10 protein-coding genes are annotated in these 12,797 nt (G+C 67.1%); 4 read left to right on the forward strand and 6 right to left on the reverse strand.

The window, feature by feature from the left end; genetic code table 11:
• Positions 1 to 11: 11 nt before the first annotated feature.
• The 6 genes from IB273_RS01900 to IB273_RS01925 form a co-directional block, all read right to left on the reverse strand.
• Complete coding sequence (locus tag IB273_RS01900) at positions 12 to 1,862, reverse strand: DUF1302 domain-containing protein (protein ID WP_081516704.1); 1,851 nt, start codon at positions 1,860 to 1,862, stop codon at positions 12 to 14.
• Between the two features lie 114 nt (positions 1,863 to 1,976).
• Positions 1,977 to 2,993: an MBL fold metallo-hydrolase gene (locus IB273_RS01905; protein WP_081516705.1), complete on the reverse strand. Its 1,017-nt coding sequence runs from the start codon at positions 2,991 to 2,993 to the stop codon at positions 1,977 to 1,979.
• Positions 2,994 to 3,052: 59 nt separating this feature from the next.
• Positions 3,053 to 4,954 (reverse strand): acyl-CoA synthetase, encoded by a 1,902-nt coding sequence (locus IB273_RS01910; RefSeq protein WP_192223068.1) that lies wholly within the window; start codon positions 4,952 to 4,954, stop codon positions 3,053 to 3,055.
• A complete protein-coding gene (locus IB273_RS01915) occupies positions 4,954 to 5,907 on the reverse strand; it encodes a fumarylacetoacetate hydrolase family protein (RefSeq protein WP_192223069.1) in 954 nt (317 codons plus the stop codon). Before IB273_RS01915 ends, IB273_RS01910 begins: the two co-directional genes overlap by 1 nt.
• A 75-nt stretch (positions 5,908 to 5,982) precedes the next feature.
• The gene (locus IB273_RS01920; RefSeq protein WP_192223070.1) at positions 5,983 to 7,074 is read right to left on the reverse strand and encodes a VOC family protein; all 1,092 of its coding nucleotides are present in this window, start codon (positions 7,072 to 7,074) and stop codon (positions 5,983 to 5,985) included.
• Between the two features lie 79 nt (positions 7,075 to 7,153).
• Positions 7,154 to 7,768, reverse strand: a complete 615-nt coding sequence (locus IB273_RS01925) for a TetR/AcrR family transcriptional regulator (protein ID WP_151186680.1) — start codon at positions 7,766 to 7,768, stop codon at positions 7,154 to 7,156.
• Positions 7,769 to 8,031: 263 nt separating this feature from the next.
• Here IB273_RS01925 and IB273_RS01930 point away from each other — a divergent pair, with 263 nt between their 5' ends.
• The 4 genes from IB273_RS01930 to IB273_RS01945 are packed head-to-tail and all read left to right on the forward strand — an operon-like array spanning position 8,032 to position 12,787.
• Complete coding sequence (locus IB273_RS01930; RefSeq protein ID WP_167523169.1) at positions 8,032 to 9,657, forward strand: bifunctional 3-(3-hydroxy-phenyl)propionate/3-hydroxycinnamic acid hydroxylase; 1,626 nt, start codon at positions 8,032 to 8,034, stop codon at positions 9,655 to 9,657.
• Positions 9,654 to 11,300 carry an FAD-dependent monooxygenase gene (locus tag IB273_RS01935; protein WP_081516711.1) on the forward strand — a complete coding sequence of 549 codons (1,647 nt, stop codon included), beginning with the start codon at positions 9,654 to 9,656 and terminating at the stop codon, positions 11,298 to 11,300. The genes IB273_RS01930 and IB273_RS01935 overlap by 4 nt, the downstream gene beginning before the upstream one ends.
• A gap of 2 nt (positions 11,301 to 11,302) precedes the next feature.
• A complete protein-coding gene (locus IB273_RS01940) occupies positions 11,303 to 11,683 on the forward strand; it encodes a hypothetical protein (RefSeq protein WP_192223071.1) in 381 nt (126 codons plus the stop codon).
• 30 nt (positions 11,684 to 11,713) lie between these two features.
• Complete coding sequence (locus IB273_RS01945; RefSeq protein WP_192223072.1) at positions 11,714 to 12,787, forward strand: amidohydrolase family protein; 1,074 nt, start codon at positions 11,714 to 11,716, stop codon at positions 12,785 to 12,787.
• Positions 12,788 to 12,797 lie beyond the last annotated feature (10 nt).

Here is a 12,797-nt window from a genome sequence, read left to right on the forward strand (position 1 = left end):
TTTTTCTCCGCTTAGAACGACACGCCAAAGCTCAGGGCAAGGAAGTCCCGGTCGGTATTCACGTTGTACTTACCGCCGAAGAAGTTGGTGTAGGAAAGGCTCATGTTGTAGGTGTTGAGGTAGGTGCCATCGACGCCGATGCTGATCGCCCGCGCGCCCTGGTTGAAGCCCGGCTCCGGGGCGTAGCCGTGGACGTCGTGGGACCAGGCCAGGTTGGGTCGCACCGTGGCGCCGTCGATGAGGTCGGCGTATTCCCAGATCGCCCGCGTCTGGTAGCCCCAGGCGGTGCTGGTGACGAAGCCGGAGTCGTTGCAGTACTGCGGCGTGACGCTGTTGCCGGTGCACAGGCTGTTGTCGGGGTACAACGCGCCCTGGCCGAACACCGGGCTGCGGCCGTAGCGCAGCTCGTCGTCGCCGCCCAGGCCGCCGACGTGGGTGACGCCGATCTCGCCGATCAGGGTCAGGCGGTCGGCGCCCATCACCTGGTCGAAGAAGTGCGTGGCGGTGACCTGCGCCTGGGTCACTTCCTTGCGCCGGTAACCCTTGAGGACCGCGTCGTTGGCCGGTGCCGGCGCATCGCCGTAGACCGGTGTGAGCGCCGGTATGCCCAGGGTCGAGGTGACCAGGTCGACCGGGTTGATCTGCACCGGCATGTTCGGCCGGTAGCTGATCTCGCCGGCCAGGGTGGTGCCGGTGGGCAGGCTGGTGCTGAAGCTCAGCCCGTAGAGCTGGATGTCCTCGGGGTAGTCGGCGAAGTACTGCGCGCTGCCCAGCCGATAGGCCTGGGTCAGTTGCTGGCCGGCGCTGCTGCCGATCACCGCGCCGCAGAGCGCGTCGGGAATGCCGAGGTTGCCACACAGTTGCGGGGCGAAGCCCAGGTCGGCGGCGTGCGGGCCGCTGCGCACGCTGAGGTAGGGCTGGCGGCTGTGGTAGTTGATGAAGTAGCCGGCGAATTCGCTGTCCAGTTCCGGGGCGAACCAGCGCAGCGCCGCGCCCCACTGGCCGTCGTCGCGCGCTTCGTTGTCCTTGCCGCGAGGGATGACGATGCCTTCGTCGGTCAGGTTGATTCCGGCCGGCGCCAGGGCCTGTACCGCCAGCGGGTTCTGATTGATTACCGGGCCGGCGGCGAGACCGTTGCAGCCGTCGGCCATCACGTCGGTGGTGGAGAAGAAGGTGCCGCAGTTGTCGATCACCGTCTTCTGCCACTGCAACTGGTAGAAGGCCTCGGCGGACAGGTGCTCGCTGAAGTTCTGCGAGACGTAGAACATGTTCACCGGGATCAGGCCTTCCTTGATCTCCGAGCCGGGCCGGCGGAAGGCGGCGACGTCGATCGGGTTGATGGCGTTGATGCCGCCCTGGATGAAGGTGCTCTCGCCCCAGCTCACCACCTGCTTGCCCAGGCGCACGGTGCCGGGCAGGTCGCCGATGCTGTAGTTGTGGTAGAGGAAGGCATCGAGGAACTCGGCGCCCGACGCCTTGGCGCCTTCCTCGCGGCCGTTGTCATCGATGTCCTTGAAGTGCAGGTGCTCGTCCTTGAGCTTGAAGTCGTACCAGTACTTGCCGCGGAGGAAGGCGCCGGAGTCGCCGTACTTGAGCTCCAGGTCGTGGATGCCCTTGAACACCTTGGAGAAGGTGTCGCCCTCGCGGAAGTTGCGCTTGCCGTCATCCGAGCTGTGGCTGTGCAGCAGTGCGGCGTCGGCGTTGCGCATGGCCCAGCTGGCGCCGACTGACAGGCTGGAGTCGAACTGCCCTTCGATCTCGCCAAGGGAGAAGGTGAAGGCTTGCGCGCCGTTACCGTAGAGGGCCAGGCCGATGGCGGCGGGTAGCGCAAGCTTGTGCAAGGCGGGTGATCTGCGGTTCATCTGAAACGACCTCTTGTTGTTGTTCTGTCGTCTGCCGGCCCTTTTTCGGGCGCAGCGGCTCCCCGCTGGCCCGCGGTCTGCGGGCCAGTTGATGAAGGTGGTGAGGTGGAGGCGCTAGAGGCTCAGGTCGAGGGCGTCCTCCCCGAGCGTGATCTCGCCCGAATACTCATCGGCCATGCCGCTGACGAACATGCGTCGGGCGAGGAAGTTGTCCGGGGCGGGAATCAGGTGGGTAAGCAGCAGGTGGCGCACCCCGGCACGCTGGGCCATGCGCGCCAGCTCCAGGGTGTCGGCGTGGTAGTCGAGCACGCGCACGGCCTGCGCGCCGCGATCCGGCTGCCCGGTGCGTTCCAGCGCGGCGGCGCCTTCGCGGACCAGATGGGCGTTGATCGCCTCGTGCACCACCAGGTCGGCATCGCGCATGGCCTCGAGATAGCGCTCGCTGACGCGGGTGTCGCCGCTGATGAACAGCTTCTTGCCCTGGTAGTGCAGTACGTAGCCGTAGGCCGGTTCCACCGGGTGGTGATCGACACGGTAGGCGTCGATGGTCACCCCGCCTTGGTCATAGACACGCACCGACTCCAGCCCCTCGACGATCTCCACCCGGCGCGGCTCGGCGAACGCCAGCTGCTGGTTGGTCGGCGGCAGGGCGTGGGCGCTGCGGTAACCGGCGTCCTGGGCGTAGGCCATGGCCAGACCTTCGACGACCTGCTCGACGCCGGGCGGGCCGTAGACCAGGAAGGGCGTCTGCCGGCCGTAGATCCAGCTGTGGTTGATCAGCGCGCCGAGGCCATTGAAATGGTCGGAATGCCAGTGGGTGATGAACACCTGGTTCAGCGCCTGCACCGGCACGTGATTGGTCTCCAGGTTGCGCATGGCGTTTTCGCCGGCATCGAAGAGGAACAGTCGACCGCCGGCAGCCACCAGGGTGCAGGCCTGGCCACGGGTAGCGTTGACCTGCGGCGTGCCGGTGCCGCAGAGGATGACGCGGATGGCGTTGCCGCCCTGGATCAGGGACTGGTCGGTGTGGTCCTTGACCATCGTATCCAGGGCCGCGTGCTGGATGCGTTCGCAGCCGGGCAGGGCGAGGACGAGCAGCAGAGCAAGGGCTCGGGGCAGTCGGGGGCGCATGGCACTTCCTTCGTTTTATTGTTGTTTCGGGTGCGAGCGAGGCGGTGGTGCGATTGGTCTCAGCCGTGCCAGTCCACCGCGAAGCTGTAGCGGCCCAGCGCGCGGGCCAGTTCATCGCGTCCGGTGCCGGCGCGAACCTGCGCCACCAGCCCGCGACGGGCGTCCTGCACCACCTCCACGGCGATGCCGGCCAGTCCCTGGTTGTCCGCTTCCTGGTGGATCACCCGAGCGATCTCGCGTTGCTGCAATGCGGGCTTGAAAATCTTGCCCACCGGCGTGACCGGCAGGGCGTCGAGAATCTCGATGCGCTTGGGCACCGCGGCGCGTTCGCTGATCCGCTGGTTGGCGAAGTCCAGCAGCGCGGCGCTGTCGGTACGCTGGCCGGCGGCGAGCTGCACGTAGGCCACGGGAATCTCGCCGGCATGCGGATCGGGGCTGCCCACCGCGGCTACCAGAGCAACCGCCGGGTGCGCCTGCAGTGCCTCCTCGATCTGCTTCGGGTCGATGTTGTGGCCACCGCGGATGATCAGTTCCTTCTTGCGCCCGGTGAGCCAGAAGTAGCCCTGGGCGTCCTGTCGCCCGAGGTCGCCGGTGTTCAGCCAGCGCTGTCCGCCGATGTCGATCCACAGGCCCTTGTTGTGGCTGTCGTCGAGGTAGCCCAGGAAGACGTTCGGGCCGTGGATGGCGATCACCCCGACTTCGTCGGCTTCGGCGTCGCGCAGATAGTCGCCGTGGTCATCGAGGATCACCGCACGCATGCCCTGGTAGGCCAGGCGCAGCCCGATGGAGCCGATCGGGCGCTCGCCGTCGGGCGGGTTGCTCGACGAGACGCAGGCGCCTTCGGTCAGGCCGTAGCCTTCGAGGATGCGCACGCCTACCACGCGCTCGAACTCGCGGAACAGTTCCACCGGCATAGGCGCGGCGCCGCACAGCGCGTACTGCAGGCTGGACAGGTCATGGTTGGCGACCGGTTGTTGCAGGAGTGCCGAATAGACGGTTGGCACGCCGGAGAAGAAGTTGATGCCAAAGTGCTGGACCATCGCCCAGAACGCCGGAATCACCCCCTCGCCGCGATAGCCCTGGGGCGTGCCGATGATTACCCGGTCGCCATGGGTCCAGGGCATCAGCCCGGTCACCAGCTGGCCGTTGACGTGGAACAGCGGCAGCCCGCAGAAGATTACCTGGCCGCTCTGGCGTGGCTGCATGTTGGCGGCCATGGCCCAGGCGTTGAAGACTTCCGAGCCGTGGCTGCGCTTGGCGATCTTCGGCAGACCGGTGGTACCTCCGGTGCAGAAATAGGAAGAGGGCTCCTCCGCGTGGATCACCCGGCCGCTGCTGAGCTGCTTGCCATTCTCGCGGCGCATCAGGCGGCGCAGGTCGTGGATGCGCAGGCGCGGGTGGCGAGCGCGTTCGCGCCGGGCCATCCAGCGCAGCGCGAGAGACGCCACGCTGCCGACGTAGGGCGCCATGCTCACCCAGAGCACATCGCGCACCCCGGGCAAGCTGTCGAGTTGGCTGGCCAGTTTGGGCCACAGGTCGCTGCCGGGTGTCGGCGCCAGGGTCACTACCAGCCGAGCATTGGCGGCACGCAGTAGGTCGCCGATCTGCGCGGCTTCCAGCAGCGGGTTGATCGCCAGGACGATGCCTGCGGCCTCGCCGCCCCAAATGACGAAATGGGTCTCCGGCAGGTTCGGCAGGAGGAAGGCGACCACGTCCTTCGGCCCGACGCCAAGCCGATGGAAGGCGTTGGCGGCGCGGGTGATGTCGGCGAACAGCTCGGCGTACGTCCAGTCGTGGGTACGGCGGAAATCCTTTGCTTCGAGGAAGAAGCTCAGCGCCGTTGCCTGGCCGTGCTGCGCGGCGCAGCGACGCAGGGCCTCATAGGTGCTGGCGGGCAGTTCGCGACGGGACAGCGGTACGCTCTCCAGTGCCTGGATGTCGGCGAGGGTCTGCACGGCCATCAGGCTTGCTCCACCACACGGTTGCGCTGCACGCCCAGGTCGATCACGCCGTCGGCGCTACGGATGCTGGCTTCGACCAGATCGCCGGCCTTGAGGTACTGGCTACGCCCCGCCTGCGTCTTGAGGAAGGCTTTCCACTTGATGTGCTCGGGTAGCAGCGCGGCGATGCGCTGCTTGGCTGGCGAGGGGACCGACAGTGCGCAACCGGCCGGCGTGCCGGTGGCGATCAGGTCGCCGGCGGCGAAGTCCTGCACGCCGGACAGCTCACTCAGAGTCTCCGCCGGGCCGTGCACGAGGTTGGCGGTGCTGTCGCTCTGGCGCACTTCGCCGTTGACCGTCAGGCGCAGCTGCAGATCCTTCAGGTCACGCATGTCGTTCTTCTGCAGCAGGCACAGGTACGGGCCGACCGGGCCGAAGGTGCGGAAGCTCTTGCCCTTGTAGAACTGCATCTGCGGGATCTGGATATCCCGCGCCGAGTAGTCATTGACGATGACCACGCCAGCGATGAACTCGTGCAGGTTGGCGTCGCTCACCGCGACCTTGCCAGTGATCTCGCGGCGCAGCACCAGCCCCAGTTCGATCTCGTAGTCGAGGAAGCGTACCTGGCGCGGTTTGATCAGGTCGCTGTCGGCAGCGACGATGCAGCTCTGCGCCTTGGTGAAAATCATATTGAAGTGCTTGGCGTCCGGGTCCATGCCCGACTCGATCATGTGCTGGCGGTAGTTGGCGCCCTGGCAGACGAACTGCTGGTCGCGGGTGATCGGTGATAGCAGCTTCACCGCATCCAGCGGCAGTTCGTCACCGCGCAGCTCACTCAATTCCTCGATCTGCACCTGACGGATCAGCTCGCCGGTGCTGACGTAGCGGTCGGGCAGGGGGCTGATGCGTCCCTGGCGCAGCACGCCCCAGCGGGTTTCGTTCTGGTGTTCGAAGCGGACAAGGTGCACGGGCATGGGGGCGACTCCTGGTACTGCTGTGGGCCGCGTCGGGGCGGCGATTGTTGTTGTGCTGTTTGTTGTGCCGCGGGGCTAGCCGAACATCCGCGCCAGGGTGATCAGCTTGCGCAGCGTCAGGTCCGGGCTGTGCCGCAGGTTGTGCAGCAGGATGCGCAGCTTCTGCAGGTTCATCGCCGGCTTGGTGAAACTCTTGGGCATGCGCTGGCCCCACTGCGACATGGCTTCGGGGCTGACGCCGTGCAGTCCGGTGGGACGCTCGGCGGTGAACAGGTCGCCGTCGCAGTAGTGCTCGTGCTTGTCGCCCCAGGGGTCCTGCCAGTAATCGAAGATCTGGCTGCCGAGGATGTGCCGGCCGATACCCCAGGCATGCTTCCAGCCGCGTTCGCGCAGCACCCGCTGACCCATGCCGACGGCGTCGGCATCCACTACTTCGTAGGCGCTGTGGCTGTAGGCCGCCATGAAGCCCTGGGCCAGTGCCAGGGTGTGGTGGTCGGCGGGTGTGTCGCCCAGGTCCAGCCGCAGGAAGGCTACCGCCGGGGAGCCATCGGGCAGCACCTGCACGTCGCTGGGAATCAGGCCGAAATGCTCGGTGTACCAGCCGGCGGTGGCCTGGTAGTCGGCCACTTCGAGCACCACGTGACCGAGCTTGATGATGTCCGGCGGCGCCACGGGCGGGCGCTGGGTGGCGTTGATCCGCGGTGCGTCGTCGACCTGGTTCAGCGGCAGGGCCGCCCGGTGCGCCAGTTGGCTGGCCGGCTGCTGGCCGTGGATCGCCTCGACGACGAAGCCGGAAGGGTCGCGCAGGCTGACGGTTTCGCCGCCACCGGGCGTATCGAGCTTCTGGATCGGCGAGGCGCCCGGCAGGCGTGCCAGCCGTTGCAGGTCCTCGCGCGATTCCACGGCCAGGCCGAAGCCGACGAAGCGCGCCTGTGCCGCCTGTTGCACCCGATAGCAGTAGGGCGCCGGGCCGGTGCCGCGCAGATAGAGACAGTCGGCATCGCGGCGCGCCAGGGTCAGGCCGAAGTCGCCAAGAAAGCGTTCGGCCTGCTCCAGATCCGGGCGCTCGAAGATCAGGTGCGCCAGCGCGCGGGCCTTCACCGTCGGCTGCGGATGGCGCGCCGGCTGCGGCGTCGCCAGAGAAGTAGAGGAGTGCTGACGGCTCATGTTTGTTGTTCTCCGTGGCTTTCGTCAGGCAAGGCTTCGCCATCGCCCCTGAAAAGGAACGTTGGCAGGTTCGGGTGGATCAGTCCGCGGGTGGCAGCACCGGCAGCTCACCGGTGGACAGGCTGCGCGCTTCCTCCGGTGCCACGCCGAGCGCGCGCAGGGTCAGTTCCGCTGCGTCGCTGCCGGCCTGGCGCCAGGTACGGTGGCCCTCCAGGACCAGAAACATGGAGCTGAGCACGGCGCCGGCGATCATCGAGATCGCCGACGGCAGCTGCTCCTCGCGGAAGCTGTAGCGGCCGTTGGCGAGCCCGCTGAGCAGGTCGGCGGTGGGCGGCCCGAACCACATGCCGCGCAGCGATTCCTCGCTCATCGAGAAGCGGCTGATGAAGGCGCCCCAGTGCGGTTCCTCGTGGGCCCGGCGGACGAAGAAGCGCATGCCGTTGGCCAGGCGCAGGGCCGGGTCCGAGGTCTCGCCGAAGCTCTTCACCACGCGCTGGTGCATCTCCGCCGCCAGGTGGCTGGCCACGTGCTGGAAGAGGTCGTCGATCGACTGCAGGTTGTTGTAGATGGTGCCCCGGGCCACACCGGCCTCCTGCGCCAGATCGCTGATGTTCACCTGGCTGGCGCCCTTCTCGGCGAACAGGCGCAGGGCGGCCTGATGGATGCGGCGTTGTACGGGGTTGAGGGTTTCCATGAAGAAATGGCTCCAAGGTCAAGCTTGGAGCGATTGAACACTTGCGTTCAAAATAAGTCAACAGGGTCCATTGGTCGTCATTTTTCCTGCTTTCTCCTCGGTTTCTTCCGACTTCCGGACCTTTCCAGTACGGCGGCGGTGCTCTGGAAAGGCTCTGGCCGGCGGGTTTGGTTAGGCAATTCGAATCAAAATTGATCTCCAGTTGACTGAATTGAACACTAGTGTTCAAAATGATTCGGCGATGTCTTCCCCTGGAGCAAGCAATGCAACAGTCCACAACAACAACGACAACCTGTGACGTGATCATCGTCGGCCTCGGCCCCACCGGGGCGGTACTGGCCAACCTGCTGGGCCGCTATGGCTGGTCGGTGATCGGCCTGGAGCGCGACGAGGACCTTTACTATGCCCCGCGTGCCGTGCACTTCGACGACGAGATCATGCGCATCTTCCAGTCCGCTGGCCTGGCCGACGACATCGGCCGCACCAGCGAGTCGTTCACCGACATGGAAATCATCCTGCGCCCCGGTCGCAAGCCGGTGACCCGCTCGCGCATCGGCAGCCAGGACCGCCGCTACGGCCATCCCGGCGCCTGGTGGTTCCACCAGCCGACCCTGGAACGGCATTTCCACGACGGGCTCAAGCGCTACCCCAATATCACCTCGGTGTACGGCTGCCGCGTCACCGGCGTCGAGCAGGATGCCGAAGGTGTGCGCGCCACCGCCGTGCAGCGGGACGGCCGCGAGCGGGTGTTTCAGGGCCGCTACCTGATCGGTTGCGATGGCGGCAAGAGCTTCGTCCGCCGCGAGGCCGGGCTGCGCCTGGAGTCAGCGGATTTCGACGAGGCCTGGGTGGTCGTCGATACCAAGACGCGCTCCGGCGAGAAGGATGCGTTGCTGCCGGCCAACCACTCGCAGGTGTGCAACCCGGCGCAGCCGGTGACTTACGTGCCGATGGCCGGCCCGTACTACGAATGGCAGTTCATGGTCACCGGCGGCAAGTCCGAGCGCGAGGCCACTGATCCCTACCTGGTGCGCCAGCAGCTGCGCGACTTCGTCGACCTCGACAAGATCGAGATCACCCGCATCGCCTACTACAAGTTCCACGGCCTGTGGGCCAACGACTGGCGCAACGGCCGGATCATCCTCGCCGGCGACTCGGCGCACCAGATGCCGCCGTTCCTCGGCCAGGGCATGTGCTCGGGTGTGCGCGATGCCAGCAGCCTGTGCTGGCGCCTGGACATGGTGCTGCGCGGGGCCGCGCAGGAGAAACTGTTCGACGACTACGAGGCCGAGCGCTCGGCCCACGTGCGCGAAATCATCAACGGCGCGATGTTCCTCGGCAACGTCATCCAGACCCGCCACCGCGGCGTGGCCTTCCTGCGCGACTGGCTGCTGTTCCGCATCGCCGGGATGCTGCCTTTCGCCAACAAGGCGTTCAACGAGCGCGCCAACCGCAAGAAGCCGCTGGCTGCCGGCTTCTGCGGCTGGGGGCATCGGCTGTCGGGCCACCTCGCGCTGCAGCCGAAGGTGCTGCGGGAGGAGGAGGGCGAGCGGGTGCTGCTCGACGAAGCCTTGGGTCACGGCTTTGCCTTGCTCGCCCGGCGCGGCTGCCTCGATAGCCAGCACGCGCATCTGGAGCGGCTGGCGCAACAGGTGGACCTGCGCGTGCTGGAGTTCGCCGAAGACCCGACCAGCCCGGTGCTGGGCGACCCCACCGGCGCGCTGCAGGACTGGTTCGACGAAGCCGACATGGACTTCGTGCTGATCCGCCCCGACCGCTATGTCTTCGATGCCGGCCACGCCGACCAGCTGGGCCGCGTCGCCGAGCGCTTCCTCGCCGGCCTGTCGCTGGTCCGCCACAGCAACCAGACCCAAGGAGTGGCGGCATGATCGACACCCCCGTTCTCATCAGCGGCGCCGGTCCGGTCGGCCTGACCCTGGCGCTCAACCTCAGCCGCCTGGGCATTCGCTCGGTGCTGCTCAACGATCGCCGGGAGACCACCACGCATCCCAAGCTGGACGTGGTGAACTGCCGCTCGATGGAAATCTTCCGCCAGTTGGGCCTGGCCGAGCGCATCCGCGCGGCCGGCAACCCGGTCGACGCCAACCAGTACTCGGCAATGGCGGCGTCGGCCAACGGGCCGTTCTACAGCGTGATGGCGGACCGTCACCTCATCTACCAGCCGGTCAGCCAGGCCGAACAGGCCATCCGCGCCTGCCGCGACGGCAGCCTGCCGCTGGAGTCGATGCAGCGAATCGCGCAGATGCACCTGGAGCCGGTGCTGATGGCCGAGGTGCAAGCTGACCCGAACATCGAGCTGCGCATGGGCTGGCGCCTGTACGGCTTCGAGCAGGGCTCTACCGGCGTGGTGGCGATGGCCCACGAAGTGGATAGCGGCGAGGCGCAGCAGTTCTTCGCCCAGTACCTGATCGGCTGCGACGGCCCCAACAGCCGCGTGCGCAACTTCCTCAACATCGATTACGACGGCACCCGCGACCTTGTCGGCGAGCTGTTCATCATCCACCTGCGCTCCGACGAGATCGCTGGATTGTTTCCGAACAACCAGCCTTACTGGCACACCTGGCTGACCCGGCCGGGTTTTGCCGGGCTGCTGGTATCGCCGGATGCCAGCCGCAACGACTACGTGCTGCACCGGCCCTTTGCTCCGCGCCCCGGCGAGTCGCTGGAGAGCGTGGTGGACGCTGCCCTCGGCACCCGGCTGCGCTATGAGATCGTCCAGTCCGGCCCGTGGCGCCCGCAGTTCCTGGTAGCCCGTTCGTTCGGCCGGCAGCGTGTATTCATTGCCGGCGACGCTACCCACCAGTTCATGCCCACCGGCGGACTGGGGATGAACACCGGCGTGGCCGAGGCGCACAACCTGGCGTGGAAGCTCGCGGCCTGCCTGGCCGGCTGGGGTGGCCCGCGCCTGCTGGAGAGCTACGAGGCGGAGCGCCTGCCCGTTGCCCGGCGCAACCGCGACCACGTGAAGAAATGCGCGGCAGCGACCTTCGAGGCGCAGATGCGCCGCGACGACGCGCTCCTCGCCCAGGGGCCGGCCGGTGAGGCGGCGCGAGAGGCCGCCGGGCGCGAGTTCGAACGCAAGGTGTCGCGGCTCTACGAGTCGCTGGGCGTGGAGATCGGCTATCGCTATCACGGCTCTCCGGCGATCGAAGCAGACACCGCGAGTGAGCCGGCCTACGAGGAGATTCGCTACACCCCCACCACCTGGTCCAGCGCGCGCCTGCCCAGCGCGTTCCGCGAGGATGGCACGGCGGTCTTCGACCAGTTGGCCCTGGGCGGCTATACCTTGCTGGCCTTCGATGTGGACGCCGAGAGTTGCGCGCCGCTGCAGGAGGCCGCCGAGGAATGCCGCGTGCCGCTGAGCGTTCTGCCGATTCACGAGAAGTACCTGGCCAGCCTGTACGAACGGCGCTTCGTACTGGTACGCCCGGACCAGCATGTGTGCTGGCGTGGCGACAGCCTGCCGGTCGATTGCTATTCGCTGTTCAACCGTCTGCGCGGAGCCCGCTGACCATGAGCCTGTTCATCGATTCGCTGAAACTGCGCCTGCTCCTGCTGGCGTCCATCCCGCTGCTGCGCCGGGCCGAACGCCGCTCGGCGCGCCTGCGCGAGCTGCTCCACGAGGACTCGTTCGTGCTGCAGATTCGCACCGGTGATGGCGTCGGCGGTTATTACCAACTGCGCGGCGGGGAGCTCAGCCTGCACCGTGGCGAGCACCGCAGGCCGGACTTCATCCAGCACTGGCAACGCAGCGCGGACGCGCTGCGGGTGATGCTCAGCCGCGACGAGACCGACATGCTGCGCGCCGTCGAAGACGGGCAGTGCCAGTTGCAGGGGCGCTTCGCGGTGGCCCTGTGGTTCAACGAAGCCATGAAGATCGCCCGGGCTGCCTAGCCCCGCACGGATCACACAAGGACAACAAGAATGACGATCCAACAAGGTCGAATCGACGTGCACCATCACATCATTCCGCCGGCCTTCGTCGAGGTCATGGCGAAAAAAGGCCTGGACATGGTCGCCGGCGCGCCGCTGCCGAAATGGACGCCGCAGAAGTCCATCGAGGTGATGGACCTCAACGGCATCCAGACCGCCATTACCTCGCTGTCGGCGCCGGGCGTGCATTTCGGCGGAGGAGTGGAGCAGGCCCGCGAGCTGGCGATGCGCTGCAACGACTTCGCCGCGCAGATGCGGGCCGATCATCCGGGGCGCTTCGGCAACTTCGCCGTGCTGCCCACTCCCTTCACCGAAGCCGCCTGTCGCGAGGCCATCCGCGCACTGGACGAGCTGAAGGCCGAAGGCGTGGTGCTGCTGGGCAGCACCGATGGGGTGTTCCTTGGCGACGAGCGTTTCGACGAGCTGATGGCCGAACTGGACCGCCGCGCGGCCATCGTCTTCGTCCACCCGAACATGCACGAAAGCAGCGAGAAGCTGGGCATAGCCGCGCCGGGTTTCCTCGTCGAGTTCCTCTGCGACACCACCCGTGCGGCAGTGAACCTGATCCTCACCGGCACCCTGGAGAAGTACCCGCGCATCCGCTGGATCCTCGCCCACGGCGGCGGCTTCCTGCCCTACGTGGCCTGGCGCGTGTCCCTTGCCAATGCCCTGCCGCAGTTCCAGGACAAGGCCCCGCAGGGGGTGATGACCTACCTCAAGCGCTTCTACTTCGACACCGCGCTGTCGCCGTCGCGTTACTCCATGGCGGCGCTCAAGGAGCTGGTGGAGCCCTCGCAGATTCTCTTCGGCAGCGACTTCCCCTTCGCGCCGGCGCCGGTCACCACCTTGACCTGCCAGACCCTGGAGCAGAACACCCTGTGGTCGGGTGCGCAGCGCTACGGGATCAACCGGGGGCACGCGCTGAGCCTGTTCCCGCAGTACCGCGATGCCCGCGAGCAGGTGGTGGCGGCGCCGATCTACAGCGGCGAGTCGTTCGCCAGCCGGATCAAGCGCAGTCTCACCCGTCCGCTGGGCGCCTACGTCGAGCGGGTGCGCAGCCGTTGAGCCAGGTCCC

The organism is Pseudomonas sp. PDM19, assembly GCF_014852215.1.
GTDB lineage: Bacteria > Pseudomonadota > Gammaproteobacteria > Pseudomonadales > Pseudomonadaceae > Pseudomonas.

Excerpts from the sequence above, each read along its gene's own strand:
- IB273_RS01940 (WP_192223071.1), top strand. The coding sequence starts at position 11,303 with ATGAGCCTGTTCATCGATTCGCTGAAACTGCGCCTGCTCCTGCTGGCG.
- IB273_RS01920 (WP_192223070.1), bottom strand. The coding sequence starts at position 7,074 with ATGAGCCGTCAGCACTCCTCTACTTCTCTGGCGACGCCGCAGCCGGCG.
- IB273_RS01930 (WP_167523169.1), top strand. The coding sequence starts at position 8,032 with ATGCAACAGTCCACAACAACAACGACAACCTGTGACGTGATCATCGTC.
- IB273_RS01945 (WP_192223072.1), top strand. The coding sequence starts at position 11,714 with ATGACGATCCAACAAGGTCGAATCGACGTGCACCATCACATCATTCCG.
- IB273_RS01925 (WP_151186680.1), bottom strand. The coding sequence starts at position 7,768 with ATGGAAACCCTCAACCCCGTACAACGCCGCATCCATCAGGCCGCCCTG.
- IB273_RS01905 (WP_081516705.1), bottom strand. The coding sequence starts at position 2,993 with ATGCGCCCCCGACTGCCCCGAGCCCTTGCTCTGCTGCTCGTCCTCGCC.
- IB273_RS01935 (WP_081516711.1), top strand. The coding sequence starts at position 9,654 with ATGATCGACACCCCCGTTCTCATCAGCGGCGCCGGTCCGGTCGGCCTG.
- IB273_RS01900 (WP_081516704.1), bottom strand. The coding sequence starts at position 1,862 with ATGAACCGCAGATCACCCGCCTTGCACAAGCTTGCGCTACCCGCCGCC.
- IB273_RS01915 (WP_192223069.1), bottom strand. The coding sequence starts at position 5,907 with ATGCCCGTGCACCTTGTCCGCTTCGAACACCAGAACGAAACCCGCTGG.
- IB273_RS01910 (WP_192223068.1), bottom strand. The coding sequence starts at position 4,954 with ATGGCCGTGCAGACCCTCGCCGACATCCAGGCACTGGAGAGCGTACCG.